Genomic DNA, 23,448 nt, shown 5'->3' with positions numbered 1-23,448 from the left:
GCGCGCCATTTAGCTTAATTTTTCTGGGTGGCAGCATCCGCATGTTCGGTACTACAATAATGTAGCGTGTCACGCACAACTGCCTCGGAAGCTGGGAAATACACCTGACAGTGGGCGCAATTGAGCATCGCTTCAACACGCTTAGAACCCGTAGATTGTGGAAAAGTATTATCGCTCCAAGCCTCTTCTTTTTGAGTATCGCCAGAACGAGTTTGATTAGCACGAAAATTTTTGCGCACGGCAAAATACACCAAAACAACCAGACCTAACCACATCAACAATCTCATATCACACTCCTGTGCAGTAACACTTCCATCACAAAGCGGCTACCGACATAAGCTAATAGGAGACTCAAAAAACCAAACAAAGTGATGCGCAAGACCGCTTTTCCGCGCCAACCACGCCATTGACGCCCAGCTAACAATACGGCAAACAGCAACCAAGACAACAGCGACAACACCGTTTTGTGATCCCACTTAAACGCCACGCCGAGGAATTGTTCAGAAAAAATCACACCAGACAACACCGTCAAACTCAAGAAAATAAACCCAAGAGTGACTAATAAAAACAGGATGTGTTCCATCTTTAATAGGGCTGGCAAACGATCCAAGGCTTTCTCTAACCACGACTGCACAGGCTTACCGCGCATCCGGTGTAATTGTCTATCTTGAACATACATCACCAGTGCATGAAATGCGGCAATCGTCAGCGTGCTATACGCCAGTATGGCGATGCCCACATGCCATGGAAACATTGCAGGCTTATCCGCGAGGTGTACCAAGCTTCCCGGAAAAGCCAAAGGCAATAGCGCGGTAACCGCCGCTTGGGGCAAAATCAAAATGCGCAAACCATCTAAGGAGAAATTTCTGTTCTCTACTAAATAGACCAATACCGAAACCCAAATCGCCGCCGACCACATGATTGCAAAGCCGATACGCAAAGCATCAACGGCATACACACTCAAAGCCAGCGCCAGTCCATGTGCGGTCCAGCCAAGTGCCGCTAGCACCAAGCCAAGGACACGTTGACGTTCAGGAATAAATGGGCAGATCGCGTATAACAGCGCCGCCGCCATAGATAAATAAATTAGCATGGCGCAAGTTTACACCATGTTTGGATTATTTTTTCTCTTTGTTAAGGATTTGAACAGATAGCTGAAAGCAGTTTGCGTCATCACAAAAGCGCCGAGAAATGGGCTAGTCAAGGCCTAAAAATCCTCTGCGGAAACTTTATAAGTCGTAATTACAACAAGCATAAATATATGTACAAAAAGCTTGAGCAATCCCCTTGACTAAGAATGGTCGCTTCTAGATACTCGCATGCACTCCAGAATGGGAAGTTGGGCAGCAGTGTGCCATCCCCTATTTACTGGATAAATAAAAAACCAATAGCCTTTTTGCAGGAATTAAAATGAAAAAATCACTTTTCGCTTTAGCCGCACTCACACTCACCGGCGGTTTCGCGCAAGCCGATGAAGGTATGTGGATGCCACAACAGTTACCACAAGTAGCTAAACAACTCAAAGCTGCCGGTCTGAAACTAGACCCGAAATCATTAACGCAGCTAACTGAATTTCCTATGGGCGCGATCGTTAGCTTGGGCGGTTGCTCAGCCTCTTTCGTCTCCTCAATGGGCTTGGTAGCGACGAATCATCACTGCGTGTATGACAGCGTAGCGCGTAACTCCACACCGGAACGCAATCTGTTAGCGAATGGTTTTCTGGCAAAAACTTTGGCCGAAGAATTACCAGCAGGTCCTGGTTCACGTATTTTCGTTACAACCGAAGTGACGAATGTCAGCGATAAAGTAATCAGCCCAGATGTCGCTAAATTAACTGGCAAAGCGCGCGTTGATGCGATCGAAAAAAATCAAAAAACCATGATCGCCGCATGCGAAAAAGAAGCAGGCTTCCGTTGCAGCATTCCATCTTTCTACGGTGGTTTGGAGTTCTATTTGATCAAACAAATGGAAATCAAAGACGTACGCTTGGTCCATGCACCAGCTGAAGGCGTCGGAAAATTCGGCGGCGATACTGATAATTGGATGTGGCCACGTCACACTGGTGATTACGGCTTCTACCGCGCATATGTTAGCAAAGACGGCAAGCCTGCAGAATTTAGCAAAGACAATGTCCCTTACGTGCCTAAGCATGTATTGAAATTAGCAAAAGATGGTTTGAAAGAAGGCGACTTCGTCATGGTACTGGGTTACCCAGGCCGCACTAATCGCCATCGTTTGCCATCCGAAATCGCTTATACATTTGATTTTGAATATCCTAATTTCGTTAAAGGCTCTGCCGAAACATTGGCAATTATCGCTAACGAAACGAAGGAAAATAAAGATGCGAACTTGAAATACGCAGGCCAGGTTGCCAACATCAATAACTATTACAAAAACCGTCAAGGTATGTTGGATAGCTATGCAGGCAGCGATATTTTGGAACGTAAATCCAAAGAACACGCCGAATTGAAAGCTTGGGTCAATTCTAATCCTAAGAACAAAGCCGAATACGCTGCAGATATCGACAAGATTGAAGCTATCTACGCAAAACGTGATGCAACGGCGAAAAAAGAATCCTTCTTAGCTTCGTCTTACCCACGCTTCCTGAGCACTGCCCGCACTTTATATCGCCTGGCAAATGAAAAAACTAAGCCGGATGCAGAGCGTCGTGCTGGTTTCCAAAATCGTGACCTGCCACGCTTCAAGGCGACAGTCGATGGTGTAGAACGCAGCTACGATGAAAAAGTCGATAAGGCCTTGGTCTTAAATAGCCTGGTGAAATACGCCGCAGCACCAGCGGCAGAACGTAATGCCAATTTCGATAATGCCCTTGGCATTAAAGATGGGATGACAAAAGATCAGTTGAAAGCCTTATTAGATCAAATGTATGCAGGTAGCCAGTTCGGCGACAAAGCTTTCCGCGCTGCTTGGTTAGAAAAATCCGTGGATGACTTCAAAGCGAGCAACGATAGCTTTATCAAAGCGGCTGTTGGCATGTATGAAGAAGGCATGAAGCGCGAAGTCGCTGATCAAGAGTCCGCAGGCGATATGCAAAAAGCCTACGCCAGCTACATGAAAGCAAAAATCGCTTACATGAAGAGCAAAGGCCAAGCAGTTTACCCTGACGCCAACAGCACTTTGCGCGTGACGTTCGGTAAAGTCGCCAGCCGTCCATTCGGTGCTGACGGTACAACTTGGACTGCATTTACGACTGTCAAAGGCGTAGCCGCTAAAGCGACTGGCACGGGCGAATTCAATGCACCTGCTAATCAGTTGGCCGCTATTAAAGCCAAAGACTTTGGTAAGTACGTTGATCCAATCTTGAAAACGGTTCCAGTCAACTACTTGGCAACCTTGGATATCACAGGTGGCAATTCTGGCTCAGCCGCTTTGAATGCCAAAGGCGAATTCATCGGTCTGGCATTTGATGGCACTCTGGATTCCATCATCGCTGACTGGGATTACAACAAAGCCTCTAGCCGCTCTATCCAAGTCGATCTGCGCTACATGCTGTGGCAGATGAAACACGTCGATAAAGCCGATAACTTGTTGAAAGAAATGGGTGCCGAGTAAATAGCTCAGCGCTGAATCGATAACTCAGTTCTGAATCAGTAAATTAGCCACGTTGATTAAGTTCAACGTGGCTTTTTTATTTACACAAACACCATGAATGCGAGCAATCACGCGATAAAACCCGCTATACGTCTCAGGAAATGACCTCATTTCGAGTAAAATACGGGCTTATCTATATCGGTTCAGCAGATGCGATCCGGTTGCAAAAATTCCATGGTGCTGCATTTCTGCATCGCTATCGTTCTCAAATAGAAGGCAAATAGAAGGTTTACTATGCTCGACAATCTGACCCAGCGTCTCGCCAAAGTCGTCAAGACCATGCGCGGCGAAGCGCGTTTAACTGAATCGAATACCGCCGAGATGCTGCGCGAAGTGCGTATGGCTTTATTAGAAGCCGACGTTGCCTTGCCTGCCGTGCGTGAACTGATCGCCCGCGTCAAAGAAAAAGCGATGGGCGAGGACGTCATCGGCTCTTTGACCCCAGGTCAAGCCTTAGTTGGCGTAGTACAAAAAGAATTGGCTTCGTTAATCGGTGCCGATTTAGGTGACAATGCTTCCGAATTGAATTTCGCCACCCAACCGCCAGCAATCATTTTGATGGCTGGTCTGCAAGGTGCGGGTAAAACCACTACCGTTGGTAAGCTAGCCTTATATCTGCGTGAAAAGAAAAAGAAAAAGGTCTTGACCGTCTCCGCGGACGTCTATCGTCCAGCGGCGATTGGTCAGTTAGAAACTGTCACTGCGCAGGCTGGTGCCGACTTCTTCCCAACCACGATCAATGACAAACCTGTCGATATCGCCTTAGCCGCGCTCGATTGGGCGAAGAAACATCATCATGAAGTATTGATTATTGATACCGCAGGTCGCCTCGGTATTGATGAAGCCATGATGCAAGAAATCGCCGCCGTACATGCGGCAGTCAAACCGATAGAAACTTTGTTCGTGGTTGACGCAATGCTTGGGCAAGATGCGGTCAACACCGCCAAGGCATTTAACGATGCACTGCCTTTGACGGGCGTGGTGCTCACCAAACTCGACGGTGACTCACGCGGTGGCGCGGCCTTGTCGGTGCGTCATGTCACAGGCAAACCTATTAAGTTTGCCGGTGTCTCTGAAAAGCTGGACGGGCTCGAAGCTTTCGACGCGACCCGCATGGCGAATCGCATTCTGGGTATGGGCGATATTCTGGCCTTAGTCGAATCCGCCCAAAAAGGCATGGATGTCGAAGCAGCCAAAGGCCTGGCAGAGAAGATCAAGGTCGGCGGCAAGTTCGATATGAACGACTTCAAAATGCAATTAGGCCAAATGAAGAACATGGGTAGCTTATCGAGTTTGATGGATAAATTACCAGCACAATTCCAGCAAGCCGCCAGTGGCGCGAATATGGATAACGCGGAAAAACAAATGCGTCGCATGGAAGGCATTATCAATTCCATGACACCATTAGAACGCGCAAAACCAGATTTGATCAAAGCCTCACGCAAACGTCGTATTGCCACAGGTGCAGGCGTACAGATACAAGAAGTCAATCGTATGCTGGCACAGTTTGATCAAATGCAAAGCATGATGAAAAAACTCAAGGGTGGCGGCATGATGAAAATGATGAGAGGCTTAAAAGGCATGATGCGTTGATTTACCTGCTTAAATCCAATTCTAGGGCGCATTGCTTCCTCGTTTGTCCTCGCAATACCTATGTATTGCTGCGGGAAACGACTCGCACTGCATCCCTATAATTGAATTTCAGCAGGCAAATCGCTTTGCTGTTTTTTAAAAAAACAAAACCAGCTTTGCCACGTTTCCCGAAATCATCGGTTGGTTCTGAACAAAGAAAAGCCCAACATTACCTGAATAATTTAGGCACTCCCACACTACAATTCACGCCAAAACTTTACTTCATTCTCGTCTAAAACACCCTCCTGTTTTTCCTCTCCATCTCTGTGTCTCAGTGTTGAGAGGTTTTATTTTTGCGTTTTCACAGCAGCATTTTCATCGATAACAAACCCATCACTTTCCTCATTCTGCAGAGGAAAAACGACATTTTTCCCTCTGAAAACCACGTCTGTCATGATTTCTCACACATTTTTCGCAAAAAGCAAAAAAAAACACTTGCATCACTCTGTAATCGGCACCACTATAAGCACTGCGTGAAATGGCGCATTTTCCAAGACAATTGTGAAGGAGCCTCAATATGGCAACAGCACCAAAAAAAGCAGCAGCAAAACCAGCAGCTAAGCCTGCCGCAAAAGCAGCAGCTAAACCAGCAGCAGCAAAAAAACCAGTAGCAAAAGCGGCAGCGAAACCTGCGGCTAAAGCGGCAGCTAAGCCAGCAAAAGCAGCAGCTAAACCAGCAGCAGCTCGTAAGCCAAATGCAGCTTTCATGAAGCCTATGACTTTATCTCCAGTATTGGCAGCCGTAATCGGTGCAGCACCAATCCCACGTACTGAAGTAACTAAAAAGATCTGGGAATACATCAAAAAGCACAAGCTGCAAGATGAAGCAAACAAACGCAATATCAATGCGGATGACAAATTGAAAGCCGTTTTCGGTGGCAAGAAACAAGTCTCCATGTTTGAAATGACTAAACTCATTTCTGGTCATCTGTCCTAATCGGATTTGATGTCCATATTGCTTTGGGCAATGCTTGGGTCGTAATTTTTACTACCCAAATCCCAAACAAAAACGCCCGCATCGCGCGGGCGTTTTTGTTTGTTAAGATACTAAAATTTATCAAGGTTGATTCACCTAATAATTTACACAATAAGTTACTTACTTATTTATTTACCTTTAAGACCTACGCAATACAGCTGAAGACATTGTCGCATCCCCTTGTAATGCCTAAATAGGGAAGGCCTATTGGACTCAAAAAATGGAGTAAGGTAGGGTGCGCCGTGCGCACCGAAGTCGCAGGCTATGTGTGGTGCGCACGGCGCACCCTACGCAATCAAGCTCCAGTCAGCGCAATTTTTAAATCCTAAGCTATTTATTCACTGACTCACATTATCTACATTTCCCTTATGTCTAACCCACGCCACAAATCCTCAACAACGTCCAAGCAATCGGGATTTCATCCGCGTAACCGGCATCAAGGACAATACGATTTCACAGCACTAATTGAGGCGGACCGCGATGCTGATACTGTGGCACTAGGTCGTTTTGTGAGCACCAATCCTTATGGCGATCTGAGTATCGACTTTGCTGACGCCAATGCTGTCAAAGCCTTAAACCGGGCTTTGCTCAAGCATCAATATGGGATCGAGGCATGGGATATTCCCGATGCGTATTTGTGTCCACCCGTACCAGGTCGTGCTGATTATATTCATGGCTTAGCAGACTTATTAATTACGGTAAATCAAGGCAAGCTGCCCAAGAAAAACAGTGTGTACGTGTTAGACATAGGAACAGGGGCGAATGGCATTTATCCCTTAATAGGCAGTCAGGAATACACATGGAATTTTGTCGCGGCAGACATTAATGATGATGCATTGGCTAATCTGGAAAGCGTGATTCACGCGAATCCACAATTAGTCAAAAAGATAGAACTGCGTTTACAGAAAAACAGCAGCAAAATTTTTCACAATATTCTGCAACAAGATGAATGGTTTGACCTCACCATGTGCAATCCACCATTTCATACTTCAGCCGCAGAAGCGCAAAGCGGCACCGATAGGAAATGGCAGAATCTGGGCAAAACAGCAGCGCAAATTGAAGTGAATTTGAATTTTGGTGGACAAGCCGCTGAACTATGGTGCCCCGGTGGTGAGCTGCAATTTATTTCTCAAATGATAGAGGAAAGTCGGCAATTTTCGACGCAATGTTTTTGGTTTAGCAGCTTGATTTCAAAGTCCGCTAATCTCGATCCTATTAAGGCAAAATTAAAGCAAGCTAAAGTGTTAGAACATCGCCTCATCACAATGCAACAAGGAAGCAAACAAAGTCGCTTTATTGCATGGACATTTCTCACACCAGCTCAACAACTAGCTTGGGCGAAACTGCGTTGGCGCTAATCTGCATTCCGCTCGTCAGCTAATACACTTCAAGAAAATAGATCACTCCACAAATATCAACATGCTTTGATACGCATCAAAGCATGCTCGAATACGCGACATTCTCGTATCGCCATCCATTGCCATCTTTCCAAAATTGACCATCGTCAAGGAAAGCAATGCACCAGCCACTTACACTCAGTGACGTGGGGAAATAACATCCACAACATCAATTAGCACCGAAAGACCACGTTGGTAAGTCGGTGCTTTTTATGATTTACATTTAGGACTTACGCAAAATTGCGCTAGCTAGAGCCTGCCCTCGAATGCCTTAGTCGGGGGCGCGTCGCCGAAGACAGTACAAATCGTACGACGAGGCGCCTGCAACGACGCTAGCGTCTGTTTTGCGTAAGTCCTAGCATTCACTAGGGGTTAACTCGACATGAGCTCATCGTTCACCAAGTCAACCGCCAGAAATATTTTTTATGGCGGCTCTGTATTTTTCTTCCTGTTATTTTTAGCGCTGACATTCGACACTATGAGTGCGCTGCCTAAACGAGATAACAGTGCCAACCTGACTGACTCCGCTATTCGCGGTAAGAAGATTTGGGAAACCCGTAACTGTATCGGTTGCCACACTCTACTCGGTGAAGGCGCCTATTTTGCACCTGAACTGGGTAATGTGTATAAGCGTCGCGGTCCAGATTTCATTCGTGCATGGATGGCGGCGCAGCCAACTGGTGCGCCGGGGCGTCGTCAAATGCCACAGTTCAATCTCAATGAAAAAGAAATGAACGACCTGGTCGAGTTTCTGAAATACAGCTCAGAGATCAATACTAATAACTGGCCGCCAAATATCGAAGGCTAAGAGCGCGACACCTTTCAACGATTCGTGGAGAATTTTATGCAATACAAATCACAGGCCGTCGCGAAGCCCTATTTTATCGCGGCAATTGCCCTGTTCGTTGGTCAGATCTTATTTGGCCTGATCATGGGCTTGCAATACATCATAGGTGACTTCTTGTTCCCTCTGATTCCATTTAATGTGGCAAGAATGGTGCATACCAACTTGCTGATCGTCTGGTTGTTATTTGGCTTTATGGGTGCAGCGTATTACCTGATCCCGGAAGAATCGGAACGTGAACTCCATAGCCCCAAATTGGCGATGTTGATGTTCTGGGTATTTTTGGTAGCAGGCGCCTTAACCGTCGTCGGTTATCTGGCTGTGCCTTACGCATCGCTGGCAAAGATGACAGGTAATGACCTGCTTGAAACCATGGGACGAGAATTTCTCGAGCAACCTTTGCCAACCAAAGTTGGTATCGTGATTGTTGCACTGGTGTTCTTGTTCAATATTTCGATGACGGTCTTACGCGGTCGCAAGACTAGTATTAGCTTGGTGATGCTAGCTGGTTTATGGGGCCTGGCCTTATTCTTCTTGTTCTCGTTCATCAATCCTAGCAATCTGGTCAAAGACAAATTTTACTGGTGGTGGGTTGTGCATCTATGGGTTGAAGGCGTATGGGAACTGATCCTCGGTGCGATGTTGGCATTCGTCTTAATTAAAGTCACAGGCGTCGATCGCGAGGTGATTGAAAAATGGTTGTACTCCATCATTGCCATGTCTTTAATCACTGGCATTATCGGTACCGGCCACCATTATTTCTGGATAGGCGCACCAGCCTATTGGCAATGGTGGGGTAGCGTTTTCTCTGCTTTAGAACCAATTCCATTTTTCATGATGACCGTGTTTGCATTCAATATGGTGAATCGTCGCCGTCGTGATCATCCAAATCGTGCCGCGGTATTGTGGGCGTTAGGTACTGGCGTGATGGCTTTCTTGGGTGCTGGCGTTTGGGGCTTCTTGCATACATTATCTCCCGTCAATTACTACACGCATGGCACGCAAATTACCGCAGCACATGGTCACATGGCCTTCTACGGTGCGTATGCGATGGTAGTGATGACGATGATCAGTTACACCATGCCGCTGATGCGTGGTCGTCAAGCGAATAGTAATAAATCACAAGTGGTGGAAATGTGGTCGTTCTGGTTGATGACCGTGTCCATGGTCTTCATCACTTTGTTCCTGACCGCCGCCGGTATTTTGCAAGTCTGGTTACAACGTGTTGCGACAGCACCGCTGAGCTTCATGGCGACTCAGGATCAACTAATGATTTTCTACTGGTTACGTTTGGCGTCTGGTGTGATTTTCCTGATTGGATTGGGGCTGTATATCTTTAGCTTCTTTGTTGGTGGAGACCAAGCCGAGAATCAATCTCAGGCTTCATAAGCAGAAAAACGCCCGACAAAACATTGTCGGGCGTTTTCAATTTGAAGTACCTACTTTTAAAGCATCACGAAAGCTTTTCATGAATGATTTAAGCCATCAAGCGTTTCTCTCTTCCGCCGCCGCTCAAGCTTCCGCGGTCGCCGAGATTCCCTACTATCAACCGATCGCGAATGAATGTGCCTTGTTTGAACTCGCGTATCAGCGTCAACTACCCTTGTTGATTAAAGGTCCAACTGGTTGTGGCAAGACGCGCTTCGTCGCGCACATGGCAGCGAAACTAGCACGCCCTTTAATTACGGTTGCTTGTCATGATGACTTAACTGCAGCAGATCTGGTCGGGCGCCATTTGATCGGCGATGGCGAAACCGTATGGTCAGATGGCCCCCTCACCCGCGCCGTACGTCAAGGCGGTATTTGCTACTTGGATGAAATCGTCGAGGCGCGCAAAGATACGACTGTAGTCTTGCATCCGCTTACCGATGACAGGCGCATTCTGCCTATCGAACGCACAGGCGAAGAACTCGCTGCGCCGAAGGAATTTATGTTGGTGGTGTCGTATAACCCCGGCTATCAAAATCTACTCAAGAATCTCAAGCCATCGACCCGCCAACGCTTCCTGGCGATACAGTTTGATTATCCCAATGCAGAATTAGAACAAAGCATTTTGATGAAAGAAGCCGGCATCGATTTGGCGCTGGCAACACGCTTGGTCGATATTGCACGACGCTTTCGTCAACTCAAACAACATGATTTAGACGAAGCAGCCTCGACTCGTTTGCTGGTCTATGCCGCCAATTTAATCGCTGCCGGTTGTCCAGTGATTGAAGCCTGTGCCGCTGCGCTGGTTGAGCCTTTGACGGACGATCTCGATACCATTGCTGCCTTAATGGAAGTCATCAAATTGCACTTTAGCAGCGGCAAACTGCCAGGCAAATCGCCATGAAAATTCTGGAACCTACAGCGCAGGAAATTCAAATTGCAAGTACCGCAGCAACACTGTACTTATTGAATATTTTGCTGCTGCCGTTTGCCGCCTTTGTATTGCTGCTGGTACTTTATCAACGTCAACGCCACAACGTCTCGACACTAGTGCAATGCCATTTAATTCAGGCCTTGCGCGCCAGCATTTGTGCTGGTTTCATGTTGATTTTGGTCAGCGCGGGCATTTTATTATTTGGCGATTTACGTCAAGTGAGTACCTGGATAGTCTTAATCTTATATGTCTTATGCGTACATTCTGTCTTCATCTTGTTTGGTGTTTTTGCATTGACTAAAGCACTGTCTGGCAAATTGTATTTCTATCCGCTGATAGGCAAAGCCGTTAGCAAGCACGAATGAACGAATCTCAACATGCAAGTTAAAACACATCAGGGATTATGGGGCTTACCGGTTCAACAATGGCGCAGAGTCACGCAGATCGGCTTCTTTTTACTATTTGTCTTTGCGCCGATATTTGACATTTTCAGACTAGATCTCAATCTCAAACACTTCATCATCTTCGGCATGGATTGGACTTTAGGTCTGAACGATTTCGTCGCCGGAAAAGACACGGCCGGACAAGCCGCCAAAGCCATTTTTCTTCACGCGATCTTACCCTTAGTTCTGGTCGCAGCAACGGTGATTTATGTCGCCTGGAAGTGGGGGAGAATTTATTGTGGCTGGCTGTGCCCACATTTTTCTATCGTTGAAACCATCAATCAAACATTGCGCCGCGCCATAGGCAAGCAAAGTTTATGGGATAAAGAAGCTCTGCCAACCCGTAATCCTGATGGCAGCGAAACCAAACCCGACGCCATCTGGTGGTTCGGAGTGATCCCACTTGTCATCATTTGCGCGATCACTTGGGCGACCGTGTTGCTGACGTATTTATTGCCGCCAGCAGAAATCTACGGGAATATCTGGCACGGCACTTTAACCCGTAATCAAAGCATATTTCTGATCGCTGGCAGCATCGCTTTCTTTGTCGAATTTATGTTTGCGCGCCACCTGTTTTGCCGCTATGCCTGTGCCCTCGGTCTATTCCAAAGCTTGGCTTGGATGTCGAATGACAAGGCGATGGTGATCGGATTTCAGCGAGAACGCGCGAAAGACTGTTCGACCTGCTACTCCGCTTGCGATCACGTTTGCCCTATGCGTCTCAATCCGCGCAATGTGAAACGCATGATGTTTGCGTGTGTGCAATGCGGGCAATGCACCGATGCCTGCACCCAAACGCAAACTGAGAATCCGCAAGGCAATTTACTCGAATGGGTGAATCAAGCTTATGCAGAATCGGAAGCGGCTTTAAACGGCAGCACGGCACGTGTTATTCAAATTAAGCTGGAGAAGAGCAATGTGTTTTCTGTGAAAAAACCTTAGAGAAATTTTCACTACAAAACCCCTCAACGCCGAGATGCTGAGACGCTGAGGAACGCAGAGAAAACACTGAACAATTTGCCTCCTCTCTTTTTTGATTTTCTCTGCGCCTCTGCGCCTCTGCGTCTCGGCGTTGAGAGGTTTCATTCTTAAGCAATCCGAGACAATGAAAGCGTACTAATGGAAGAATACATAGGCGGCCTATGGGATAGATTGATCACCCGTGTCGCATATCAAGGTTACCCAGAAGCCCGGGTGGAATTAGCGCAGATGAAAAACATCGCGGCGATCTTTTTCCGTGCACTTGGCGGTGATCCCGGCATCAAGTTGCAATCAGGTTCTGCCAGTACGCATGGTGCCAGTCGTCGTTGGTTAGAACGGATTGCGGGTATCGGCGAGAAAACCGAATTGACATGGGCAGATGAAACCACTTTGCACCTGCCTGCCTACATCGATTATTTCCCTGAAAGCGAACTCAATCGTGAATTGTATTTATGGTTGCTGGCCTTAGTCGCGCATGACGCCAATCCCGACGCACCCTACTTACAACGCAATCAATCCGCAACCCTGGCACTATTAAACGCTTTTCCCTCTTTGCAGGAGCGCTATGCCCGTTTGGTGCAAGCGACACTCGCACGTCGCCCTGATCCGACAACATTGAAAAAGCAAGAAGCGGAAAACGAATTACGCATTCGCCAAGCCTTGTTAGAGCCAGGAAGTGTGTCCACCGAGTTAAAAAAAGTCGGGCGCAAAGAATTCAGCGTCGTTCCCGTCGCACTATGGTTACATCCGCCCGCCAACGCCACGAATAAAAGCAGCAAACCCGCCAGCAAACTCACGCCGGAACAAGCGCAAGGCAGCGCCGCACAAAGCGATACCGAGCAACGCAAGCGCATGGCAGAGCGCACCGACATGCCCGACAATCCTAGCCCGTTCATGCTGCTGTTCCGCGCGGAGAGTCTGTTTTCCTGGGCAGAATATGTGAAAGTGAATCGCCCCTTGGATGAAGACGACAATCCCGATGCGCAAAGAGCAGCGAATGATTTCGACGTTTTAAACGTAGCAAATGATGGCAAAAGCACTGCCAGCCGTGTGCGCTTCGATCTCGATCTACCAGCCGAAGCCGATGATGATCTGTTACTCGCCGATGGCATCTTGTACCCGGAATGGCATTACAAAAAACAGCAACTCTTAGAAAACCATGCGTGCATACAAATGCTGTTAGCACGCGATGCCGTAGCACAAGCCCTACCCGCCCATCTACGTGTTACCGCCAAGCGATTACGTCAGCAATTTCAAAGTTTGACACCAGAGCGCGAACGTCTGCGTGGACAATTAAGTGGCGATGATATTGATATCGATGCTTGCGTGCGCTTTAGTGCAGAACGGGCTGGTGCAAACAATCATGGACTCGCAGTCGCCAGTCCTGGCTTATATCTGGATAACCGTCAGCAAAGCCGTGACATGGCTTGTCTTTTACTCGCAGATTTATCCATGTCCACTGACACCTGGGTGAATAATCAGGCGCGCGTGATTGACGTGATACGTGATAGTTTGTATTTACTGTGTGAAGCTTTGGCCGCCACCCGTGACCGTTTCGCCTTATATGGTTTTTCTTCGGTACGACGTAACAATGTACGCTTTCATATCCTCAAAGGCTTTGACGAGCAATATAGCAATCAAATACGGGGGCGCTTGGCGCAAATTAAACCTGGTTTCTACACGCGCATGGGTGCCGCGATTCGGCACGCTTCAGCGATTTTGCAACAACAAAAAAATGCCCGCCGTTTGCTCTTAATCCTCACCGATGGCAAACCCAACGACCTCGATCAGTACGAAGGCCGTTATGGCTTCGAAGATACGCGCCTTGCTATCCACGCAGCTCGACAATTAGGATTGATTCCCTTTTGCGTCACGATCGATGAAAAGGCCGAAGATTATCTGCCGCATTTATTCGGCGCAAAGGGCTATATCGTCGTCAAAGATGCGGCGGAATTACCGCAATTGTTGCCGCGTTTGTATGCGCAATTGACTAGCGAGCAATAAGCAGTGAACAATGAAATGAAGCATTCTCACTACAATCAAGGATCCGCAGTTTAATCTACTCCCCCAATGCAACAATGCTGTCAGTATGGATGCAGACCATCACTGCATTCATCGCAATTCATCACAATTCACATACACGATCATGTTTCAATTTACCTGTAATAAAAGCGCGAGTCGATTGAGAAAAACATTCTGGCGCAAACATGGCGATGAAATGCGGCGCGCGCTTCACTTTGACTATACGCACCATACCGTTTTTTCTTAAGGCTTGAACGTGTTCCACTGCGCCATCAAAATGCGTCTTGGGATCCATATCGCCCATCAATACCAGTGTAGGTGGAAAACGCTGTGGTTCTTTACCGTAGTACGTATCTTTTTCATATTTTGGCAAGGTCATGTCCAACATCAAACCCGGAATCGCATCAGTAAACAATAATTCTTCCTCTTCTTGATGCAATTGAGCCTCAGTTAAGGTCGGGCGCAAATTGTTTTCCGAGCCATTAATAGTGGAAACCAATGGAATCGATGGCGCTAACTGAGGGAAATCGCCCAACACAGAGTACGCCTTTTCCATTTGCACTAGCACTTTTTTCAATTCGTTCTCCTGCCCATTTGCAAGGTCTTTAATTAAATAAGGAATGCGATCACGCAAAATAGGAAAATCTAATAATCGACCTAAAAACAATTTAAGATTTTTTCCGGGAATTTTTGTCAGTAGTTCGGGATGACCTTGCAATTGACGTAATAGTTGCACCAGTACTTGTTCACTTGGAGTCTCCATCATCGCATGACATTTCTTATCTGCATCACACTCAGCCAAGACTTTTCTGCCTATCATATCCACCACATGCGAGCGATGAGTGAGATCCCATGTCTCTGCGGTCTGCATCGGCACCAAAGAATCGAGTATGACGCCCTTGACTGACGCTACGCCTATTTTTATGTCAAGCTGAAACAGACGTAGTATCAATTGTGTTCCGTATGAGACGCCATATAAATAAATCGGTCTTTGCGTATTTTCCGCATGAACCAGCGCGATCAGTTTATCGAGATCATGCGCCGCATTGGTGATGGAAAATTGCCTGGTTCGTTTTGCTTCTTGATGCATACTCGCAAAACAAGATCCCCACTCCGCGCCCTCCAAGCGAGCGCCGCCCGCGCTCTCTACGGCCTCTTCTGCCGCGCAAATTCTAGTTGAAAAACCAGTGCCACGATGATCGGGGATAAAAATATCTGTATCAGGAAAACTTCGTCTAATCGTCTCCAATTGTGAATACATAGACGCACCCGATTCACCTGGGCCACCAGTGACAAGTATCACAGCAGCTTTTGTTTTTTTTGCAGAGGAAAATTGTCGAACAAAGAGCGTGATATTTTCTTTTGAAGAATCAGAGTCGAGCTGATAGCTCAAAGGAAGCTCCAATTTTTGGCAGCGACTATTCTGTAAAACAAGCGCAGATTTAGCATCAGCACATGCCATAAATTCGGGTGATAATATTTGCGCGTCAGCATAAGTAGGTGCTAGGGATACGGTTAAAAATATAGCGCTTAACGCACGAAAAAAAATCACACTCATCTATTATCTCTTTACAGAAAAAAAGTCACCGAATCAGATTTCGCTGATCAAATATTTTGGCTATCTACTCGGGGGGTGAATAATACTGGTTTTACTTCTTTAAAGTAAAGACAATATACTAAATAGAAAAACAATTGAAGAATGTACCGACAAACCCCATGTCGATCTCATATTCACTACTCAACGATACTTAGTTTGGCACTAGTGTTTCTACATCTGGCAGGTACTATTGAAAATTGAGAGAATTGAGAGATTTGAAAATTCTGCTTGGCAATATCAGCCGACAATGACCAGCAATAAATTATTTTCCCGCTTTGGGCTTGCTGACTAGATCATCGATCATCTCCTTCAATGTAGTCACTGAATAATTAACACTCAGTTCAATGTCCTTATGGGCGCTGGCAGAGTCGGCTGATAGAAGTTCTAAATTAGGACTATAACGCGCTGTGTACATAGGGGCATTCACCACTAAATTAGTGGATGCGGGCAAGTCGGCATAAATCGCCTGATACAACAACACGGCATCGAGCAATGCGAGATCCTTCCCCGGATGCATGGTGCCATCTGTGGAAAACCACGCCATGTCTGGATGTAATTTTCGCAGGTGTCGCAAATTTTCAGACACTTCAATATAAGTCACGCCAGCTGCCATCGCGGCACTTTTTTCCATTTCTACCAAGGTTTGCGAAGGCCCGGCGGAAGGCTGATAGCTACCAAGCAGAAATACCTTTACGCCGGCTTGTTGCGCCAATGCGGCATAGGATTTTAGTGCGGCTTTTGATTGTGTTTCAGCAGTGTCACCAAACGCCCCCATTAACTCCCCGCCTCGCTCCTGTAACACCATGACATCATAATGATTTTTCTTAAGCGCATTTGCTACCAGTCCGTCATTTAAGCGATCCGTAAGCGTCGCACCGCCGCGCACTAGCATATCGCTCTGCACCGTACGACCATTGGCCTTGCTCAAAGCGGAAAAGACCGCAGGCACATTTCCACATAGGTGAGGCTATTCCCGACAAAAAGAACACGTTTAACACTTTGAGCTTGTGCGGTTGGTGCACTAATTGCGAATAGCGTCAGAGAAAAAATGCAGGCAACACGTATAAAAAATGACATGTCTATCTTACTTTCTAAAAGTACTGTTGTGAGTAATGGATGTTGGTATGGGTAAGAAGAATTCGCATGACGTAAGTATCAATGCGGCATGATCAAAGCTTAATTCCATGTCTGTCCAAATGCGCTAATTACAAGTAGTTACCTCAACATAGCCAGAATAAATTCGGAGACTGATTTTGTGGGTTTTTTCTTGACAAAACACATCAAAAAAGAACATCTACGCTGTTGTTTTTTTCCGGGTTATTGCTCGAAAAAACACCATTTTTTTGCGATGAGCTTCTTCAAAGTTTGATCTATCGCAGACTTTCCTCGAATCAAAACCGTTCTTGACCGCGATCAATGATTTACAAAAACCAGCGGCGTAGCCTGACACTAATCGCACAAGGTGCACTGCACACACCATGCACTCTGAGCACACCAAGCACACTGAGTTTTAATTGTAATGCAATCGTAAGTTCATCAAGAAAAGAGGACCTAAAATGAAGTCAACAACTCTACGTAACATTCCTACCCCGATGCTGCGCCCTCTCGTTGCGGCCATCGCTTGCTTGCCGCTCACTTTCGGCTTCGCTTATGCGCAAGAAAAGAAAGATGAAAAAACGCATGCAGCGGCGGAGTTAAAGTATCAGGCAGGCGGTTCGCCATTAGCAAGCGAAGCCATGCACCAAAACATCAATCCCAAAGCACCGGCGATGACACAAGCCGAGTTTGAAGCTGGCAAACAAATCTATTTCCAACGCTGTGCTGGTTGCCACGGCGTATTGCGCAAAGGTGCGACAGGTAAAGCTTTGACACCTGATATTACCTTAGAAAAAGGCACTGACTATCTAAAAGTATTCATCGCTTACGGTTCACCAGCGGGTATGCCAAACTGGGGAACCTCTGGTGATTTGAGTGAAAAAGAAGTCGATTTAATGGCGCGCTATATTCAGCAAGAACCACCAACTCCACCAGAGTTCGGTATGAAAGAAATGTTGGCAACCTGGAAGGACATCATCCCACCTGCTAAGCGCCCAACTAAGAAGATGAATAAGTACAACATCGCCAATATTTTCTCAACGACGTTGCGTGATTCTGGTGAAGTAGCGCTAATTGATGGCGATACCAAGAAGATCATCAACATCGTTAAAACTGGTTATGCCGTACATATTTCCCGCATCTCGGCATCTGGTCGTTATCTGTACGTGATCGGTCGCGATGCGCGCTTGAATCTGATTGACTTGTGGATGGAGAAACCAGATAACGTCGCTGAAATCAAAATCGGCTTAGAAGCACGTTCTGTTGAAACATCTAAGTACAAAGGCTATGAAGATAAGTTTGCAGTCGCTGGTTCTTACTGGCCACCGCAATATGTCTTGATGGAAGGTGATTCTTTAAAACCATTGAAGATCGTCTCCACACGTGGCATGACCGTCGACAATGAATACCATCCAGAACCACGCGTCGCCTCGATTGTGGCTTCGCACTATCATCCAGAATTCGTGATCAATGCCAAAGAAACTGGCAAAATCATGATGGTCAATTATGCTGACTTAAATAATCTAAAAGTCACAACTTTGGACGCCGCGAAGTTCTTGCATGACGGTGGTTTTGATTCAACCGGCCGTTACTTCTTAGTCGCCGCGAATGCCTCGAATAAGATCGCAGTCGTTGATACCAAAGAAGACAAGATGGCAGCGATTGTCGATGTGGGCAAGACACCGCATCCAGGCCGTGGTGCAAACTTCGTCCATCCTAAGTTTGGTCCAGTCTGGGCAACCAGTCATCTCGGTGATGAAAGCATCTCCATGATAGGTACTGACCCTGTCAAACATAAAGCACAGGCATGGAAAGTAGTCGATACGATCAAAGGTCAAGGCGGTGGTTCTTTATTCATCAAGACCCATCCAAAATCTAAAAACTTGTGGATTGATACGCCTTTAAATCCAGATGCAAAAATCAGCCAATCAGTTGCGGTATATGACATTAACAATTTCGGCAAAGGCTTTGAGGTATTGCCTATCGGTGAATGGTCAGGCTTAGGCGATGGTGCAAAACGTATCGTGCAACCTGAGTACAATCAAGCTGGTGATGAAGTCTGGTTCTCGGTCTGGAGCGCAAAAGACAAGGAATCGGCAATTGTGATCGTTGACGACAAAACTCGTAAATTGAAAAAAGTGATCCGTGATCCAAAACTGATTACGCCAACGGGTAAGTTCAACGTCAACAATACTCAACACGATGTGTATTAAGGAGAAATCGATGAAACTCACTCTTTCAACTTTGTTAGCGACATGTGCATTGGCCTTAGCAAGCTTGCCTGCGATGGCCGATACAGGCGCTGACCTCACCAAGAAAAACAATTGTATGAGTTGTCATGGCGTCGATAAAAAAATCATCGGCCCTGCCTTCAAAGACGTCGCCAAGAAGTATAAAGGCAATGCCGATGCGGTAGCCATGTTATCGAAAAAAGTCAAAGACGGTGGCATCGGTGTTTGGGGCCCTATCCCAATGTCACCGAATAAAGCAGTCAGCGATGCCGATATCAAGGTGATGGTGGAATACGTATTGGCCTTGAACTAAAGAAGTCGCTGTAGATACTTAATACTTGATACATGATCGTCGATCGTTGATCATTGATCATTGATAGAGATTCAAGTCCACTACAATTTAGGCAGATCTTCTTGGGGCGTACAGATGAATTTATCGGTACGCCTTTTTTTATTGAGCAGAACTAAGGCAAAACAGACGCGACGGTATTGATGTCCGCATGCAAGTGCAATCGTGCACAAGTCTGGCTATGAAAATCCCGTGTCGTTTAAGCAATTTCACTGATAGACTTCGACACTAAATACAGCTTACATTAGCTAAGCGATGTGTACAGACTATGCAAACTATCAATAAGATTGACCATGACACCCACTGAACACCCTCTGCGCAGCAGTTTGATCGACTGCCGCCAAGTCGAACCTGATCAATATGCGCAACTAGGTGGCAAGGGCGCACAATTAGCACGCTTGATTCGTTATGGCTTTCCTGTACCACCAGTTTTTGTGATTCCAGCGCCACTCTGTCGTGCACTGATTCCTGCTGATATTTGGGAACAAGCCTGCAAGGCCAGCGCGCAATTCCAAAATGCTCCAGCACTAGCCGAAGCTGCTTTGCTCGAAGTTCGGGAACAGATTTTACAATTGTCCAAACGCACGGATTTTACGGCAGAAACTGAACACGCCTACCGCGATTTCCGTCTCACTTTGCAAGAATTTCTCGCGCTACAAAACTGGCAAGAACAAACACTCGCAGTACGTTCCTCCGCCATCGGTGAAGACGGACAACAACATTCTTTCGCGGGCATTCATCATACCGAGCTCAATGTACTCGGCTTACCAGCGCTGGAACTTGCTATTTTGGAAGTGATCGCCTCGCTGTGGACGACACAGGCTTGTGCCTATCGCGATAAAATTCAATTTGCTCACCACGATGCGAATATGGCGGTCGTCATCATGCCCATGCTCCAGAGCCAAGCTGCTGGGGTCATATTCACCTGCGATCCGCGCGATGGTCGTGAAGATAGATTATTGATCAGCAGCGTACACGGCCTCGCCGATGACTTAGTCGCGGGCAAAGTCAATGGTGAAGATATCATCGTGCAACATGATTGGTCGTATCAGGAATGGCATATCGCTGGTCGTCGACTTGCACATAGCAACACCATGCAAATGGCCGATGATCGAGTAGGATCGTCAACGACAGCAGCAACTCTAGCATCCGCCCATGCTCCAACGATTTTGTCAGACGCACTAGCGATAACACTGGCGCAATTGGCCAGCAGCACTGCCAAAGCCATGGACTATTCTCAACCCTACTTTGACATCGAATGGGTCTTTGACGGTCAGCAATTTTATTTGGTGCAAGCACGTCCTATCAGCGCACGTGGCTTACACACCTATCCTTACCTGCAGCAGCAGGCGACGATGTGGACGAACGGGAACACTAAAGAAATCTTACCTTTCGCCATCAAGATTAGTGAACGAGATCCCCTGATTTGTGCCGTCAATGAAATGCTGACGCTGGCACAACAAATTGTCGGCATTCAAGTACCTGATGGTATACAACGTGCAGCCCAATTTGACGGTCATGTTTATTTGAATGCCTCCGTGATTCAATGGGAAATTTTCCAGCATTTCAACCTACATCCGGATGAAGTCAACTTCATTTTTGGTGGGCATCAAGCCAACATCCCTATTCCCACACGTCGCTGGACGGACTACCTCAAGATCGCTGCTAATTTTGCGAAAGCCCTGAGCCGTTTTCCTGCTTATCGTCGGCGTGGTTTACAGGAAGCGAAAGCAATCCATGCCGATAGTCTGGTCTGGCGCACTCAAGATTTAAGTGCGATTTCCGCTACCGCCCTACTGCACGAAATCCGCGACCGCTCTCGTAATACCTATCTACAAAGGCGTGGTCTGTGCCTGATGCAAGGTGCGAGTGGAACGCTAATGCAATTGCAAAAGAGATTGGATAAATTGTGCCCGCAAGATGCCAAGGCCATCGTGGCAGCCTTGATGAGTGAAGGCGATATGAGTGTGAGTGCGCAGCAAGCTTTTGACTTACTGGAACTGGCAAAAATCGCCGCGCAAGATGTGGTTGCTGGTGATTTTTTGCGTGGGCAATTGGGTGAGAAATTAAGCGTAGAAATTGCGCTAGGCAAATGCACATCCGCCTTTCGCTCGGCCTATACCAAGTTCTTAGAATGCTACGGACATCGTGGTAATTACGAATCTTATATCTCGCGTCCCAGTTGGCGCGAACAAACCGAAACCTTGCATCTTTCCATTTTAAATCTCGCAGATGTGGATGTCGCGGCATTACAGCAAAGGCAGCAAGAGCAAATCGCTTGGGCGTGGAAACGCATCAAAACACAATGCCATTTTGCGCAGGTCGGTATGATTAAGTTTATGCAAAAACAAGCCAAGATGGAGTGTAATCAACGTGAGTTTGCTCGCAGTCATTTTGCGATGGTATTAGAGCGTTCGCGCTCTCTCATGTTAGAAGCTGGGCGACGCTTGCAACAAGCAAACATCGTTCTTGATGCGAACGATATTTTTCATCTTGATTACGCAGAAATAGATGACGCCATGTCGAACAACAATGCGTCTCAAGAGTTGGCTATGGCATTACAACATCGCATCGCCGATCGCAAACTGCAAATCGCACAATGGGACGCGATGAGCATGCGCGATGTGGTGCTGCAAACGGCGCAGGGCATAGTCACGACGCCGCTAGTGGACAATTATCAAGCTGCCGCGCCACATGTCACCCCAACAGGAGCCACACAAGAATGGCAAGGGATCGCAGTCAGTATGGCGAGTTACCGCGGCAAAGTGTGTCTGATCGAATCTCCTGCACACATCGCCAAATTGAAGCAAGGCGATGTCGCGGTTGCACTAAGCACCGATCCAAGTTGGATACCAATTTTTCTAAAAGCTGGCGGCATGATCGTCGAAACTGGTGGCTATTTATCGCACAGCGCAATCGTTGCGCGCGAGTTGGGCATACCCACTATCGTCAATCTACCGGGCATTACTACGCAACTGCGGGATGGAGATGAAGTTTTTATTGATGGTCCAGCTGGCCGTTTATTGCGCTTATGTAGCTCCTAAACGGAACGAACCACAGCGGAACGAACTACGACAGATAGCTCAGGAACAAACGTGCATAGCCTAACTTCTTTTCTCTTTTTGTTTATAAGCTGCGTCTGTCTATTCAATGCACCAACAAAAGCGCGGGCACGAGATAGCCATACGACTCAATTGCGATTTGAAACCGAGCGATATCAATTACGCGAAGATCCGACAAGGCATCAACTTAGTATTATCGACCGTTCCACTCAAAAAACTCTACGCACGCTCACTTTGCAAGATAAGCAGAGAAAGCCATCTAGACTAAGCGCTGTCTTGCACCATGCAAGACGCCAAAGTTTTATTCTGGCTCTACCTGATATCGCTGAGCTATGGGAACTCAGTTATGACCCGAAAGCGGAGCCGGTGTATCAAGGATGGGTACATGATTATCAAATGGGCGAAGGTATCGCCGATACGCAACTATTTGCACCACGCAAAACTCTGCTGACGACCTCGCTAGATTGTTTCATCCTCGATCCACAACGCCCTTACCTTGCTGGAGCCGATACACATGGAAAATTTCAAATCATCAATCTCGATATACGTCGCAAGATTATTGAACACCAGTTTGATCATCCGGTGTTCCCCTGTGAAAGTGTCATTGAGGATATGGGATCCGCTTCTATACTACATTTGAAAATGCAGCACTCGGCAACAACGGGAGCCGAACAACCCATCTTAATGATCAACATGAAAACAGGTCAGCAAGTCAAACGCTAGCTAGCATTTCTGTAAAATTTTGTGAGTGAGGACCCGCATTTTCAGTAGGGTGCGCCGCGCGCACCTCCGGCAATTTTACGACGCTAGCAATCCCGCAAGTACGGTGCACATGGCGCTCCCTA

Annotated in this window: 18 protein-coding genes; 14 read left to right on the top strand and 4 right to left on the bottom strand. The window is 46.9% G+C overall.

Annotated elements, in window-relative coordinates:
- Positions 1-14: 14 nt before the first annotated feature.
- Both H8K55_RS14155 and H8K55_RS14150 read right to left on the bottom strand, forming a co-directional pair.
- Positions 15-287, bottom strand: a complete 273-nt coding sequence (locus H8K55_RS14155) for a PP0621 family protein (protein WP_186942706.1) — start codon at positions 285-287, stop codon at positions 15-17.
- Positions 284-1,093, bottom strand: a complete 810-nt coding sequence (locus H8K55_RS14150; protein ID WP_186942705.1) for a cytochrome C assembly family protein — start codon at positions 1,091-1,093, stop codon at positions 284-286. Before H8K55_RS14150 ends, H8K55_RS14155 begins: the two co-directional genes overlap by 4 nt.
- 317 nt (positions 1,094-1,410) lie before the next feature.
- Here H8K55_RS14150 and H8K55_RS14145 point away from each other — a divergent pair, with 317 nt between their 5' ends.
- From H8K55_RS14145 to H8K55_RS14100, 10 genes are all read left to right on the top strand, one after another.
- A complete protein-coding gene (locus H8K55_RS14145; RefSeq protein WP_186942704.1) occupies positions 1,411-3,573 on the top strand; it encodes a S46 family peptidase in 2,163 nt (720 codons plus the stop codon).
- 273 nt (positions 3,574-3,846) lie between these two features.
- Positions 3,847-5,205 (top strand): signal recognition particle protein, encoded by a 1,359-nt coding sequence (ffh, locus tag H8K55_RS14140; RefSeq protein WP_186942703.1) that lies wholly within the window; start codon positions 3,847-3,849, stop codon positions 5,203-5,205.
- A 556-nt stretch (positions 5,206-5,761) separates the two neighbouring features.
- Positions 5,762-6,181 (top strand): SWIB/MDM2 domain-containing protein, encoded by a 420-nt coding sequence (locus tag H8K55_RS14135; protein ID WP_186942702.1) that lies wholly within the window; start codon positions 5,762-5,764, stop codon positions 6,179-6,181.
- Positions 6,182-6,588: 407 nt separating this feature from the next.
- The gene (gene rlmF / locus H8K55_RS14130) at positions 6,589-7,578 is read left to right on the top strand and encodes a 23S rRNA (adenine(1618)-N(6))-methyltransferase RlmF (RefSeq protein WP_186942701.1); all 990 of its coding nucleotides are present in this window, start codon (positions 6,589-6,591) and stop codon (positions 7,576-7,578) included.
- Between the two features lie 421 nt (positions 7,579-7,999).
- Positions 8,000-8,425 (top strand): c-type cytochrome, encoded by a 426-nt coding sequence (locus H8K55_RS14125; protein ID WP_186942700.1) that lies wholly within the window; start codon positions 8,000-8,002, stop codon positions 8,423-8,425.
- A gap of 36 nt (positions 8,426-8,461) precedes the next feature.
- A complete protein-coding gene (locus H8K55_RS14120) occupies positions 8,462-9,850 on the top strand; it encodes a cbb3-type cytochrome c oxidase subunit I (protein ID WP_186942699.1) in 1,389 nt (462 codons plus the stop codon).
- Positions 9,851-9,929: 79 nt separating this feature from the next.
- Positions 9,930-10,793, top strand: a complete 864-nt coding sequence (locus tag H8K55_RS14115; RefSeq protein WP_186942698.1) for a CbbQ/NirQ/NorQ/GpvN family protein — start codon at positions 9,930-9,932, stop codon at positions 10,791-10,793.
- Complete coding sequence (locus H8K55_RS14110) at positions 10,790-11,188, top strand: magnetosome magnetite crystal formation protein family (RefSeq protein WP_186942697.1); 399 nt, start codon at positions 10,790-10,792, stop codon at positions 11,186-11,188. The genes H8K55_RS14115 and H8K55_RS14110 overlap by 4 nt, the downstream gene beginning before the upstream one ends.
- A 12-nt stretch (positions 11,189-11,200) precedes the next feature.
- Positions 11,201-12,208, top strand: coding sequence for a 4Fe-4S binding protein (locus H8K55_RS14105; RefSeq protein ID WP_186942696.1), 1,008 nt, complete (start codon positions 11,201-11,203; stop codon positions 12,206-12,208).
- Positions 12,209-12,385: 177 nt separating this feature from the next.
- Complete coding sequence (locus tag H8K55_RS14100) at positions 12,386-14,251, top strand: nitric oxide reductase activation protein NorD (RefSeq protein ID WP_186942695.1); 1,866 nt, start codon at positions 12,386-12,388, stop codon at positions 14,249-14,251.
- A gap of 121 nt (positions 14,252-14,372) precedes the next feature.
- On the opposite strand, the gene H8K55_RS14095 is transcribed toward H8K55_RS14100, so the two are convergent.
- Complete coding sequence (locus tag H8K55_RS14095) at positions 14,373-15,662, bottom strand: alpha/beta fold hydrolase (RefSeq protein ID WP_186942694.1); 1,290 nt, start codon at positions 15,660-15,662, stop codon at positions 14,373-14,375.
- 466 nt (positions 15,663-16,128) lie between these two features.
- Complete coding sequence (locus H8K55_RS14090; protein ID WP_186942693.1) at positions 16,129-16,815, bottom strand: hypothetical protein; 687 nt, start codon at positions 16,813-16,815, stop codon at positions 16,129-16,131.
- A gap of 643 nt (positions 16,816-17,458) precedes the next feature.
- Here H8K55_RS14090 and H8K55_RS14085 point away from each other — a divergent pair.
- From H8K55_RS14085 to H8K55_RS14070, 4 genes are all read left to right on the top strand, one after another.
- A complete protein-coding gene (locus H8K55_RS14085; RefSeq protein WP_186942728.1) occupies positions 17,459-19,174 on the top strand; it encodes a cytochrome D1 domain-containing protein in 1,716 nt (571 codons plus the stop codon).
- 10 nt (positions 19,175-19,184) lie between these two features.
- Positions 19,185-19,505, top strand: coding sequence for a c-type cytochrome (locus H8K55_RS14080; protein ID WP_186942692.1), 321 nt, complete (start codon positions 19,185-19,187; stop codon positions 19,503-19,505).
- Positions 19,506-19,834: 329 nt separating this feature from the next.
- The gene (locus H8K55_RS14075) at positions 19,835-22,585 is read left to right on the top strand and encodes a PEP/pyruvate-binding domain-containing protein (protein ID WP_186942691.1); all 2,751 of its coding nucleotides are present in this window, start codon (positions 19,835-19,837) and stop codon (positions 22,583-22,585) included.
- A gap of 51 nt (positions 22,586-22,636) precedes the next feature.
- The gene (locus H8K55_RS14070) at positions 22,637-23,326 is read left to right on the top strand and encodes a hypothetical protein (protein WP_186942690.1); all 690 of its coding nucleotides are present in this window, start codon (positions 22,637-22,639) and stop codon (positions 23,324-23,326) included.
- The last annotated feature ends 122 nt before the right edge of the window (positions 23,327-23,448 follow it).

Source organism: Affinundibacterium flavidum (genome assembly GCF_014284175.1).
In the GTDB taxonomy this organism is placed as follows: Bacteria; Pseudomonadota; Gammaproteobacteria; order Burkholderiales; family Burkholderiaceae_D; genus Undibacterium; species Undibacterium flavidum.
Note: the sequence above shows the minus strand (reverse complement) of the source record. Positions and strands in the feature narration are given on the sequence as shown.